Below are 231 nucleotides of genomic sequence, written 5' to 3' on the forward strand. Positions count from 1 at the left end.
GAGATCTATTCCGCCTTCGAGCCGCGCAAGAACAGCCTGATCCTAGACTACCGCGACTTTGGTTATCGCCGGGTGCGGGTGCTGCGCCCGCTGCGCAAGAAAATCGTGATTTCGACCGAGGGAATGGCGGAACTGGCCGAAACCGGGGCATGGGAACGGCGCGCGGTCGAGGTTCAAACGGCGTGGATGGGTTTGCTCGCCGGTCAGCTGGGGGCGGAAAACGATTGGCAG

The 231-nt window shown here is 62.3% G+C and carries 1 pseudogene; it reads left to right on the top strand.

Annotated elements, in window-relative coordinates:
- A pseudogene (locus SB822_RS61390) lies at positions 1 to 231 on the top strand (SAM-dependent DNA methyltransferase); the annotation flags it as partial.

Source organism: Paraburkholderia sp. SIMBA_054, from assembly GCF_046534875.1.
GTDB classification, from domain to species: Bacteria; Pseudomonadota; Gammaproteobacteria; order Burkholderiales; family Burkholderiaceae; genus Paraburkholderia; species Paraburkholderia hospita.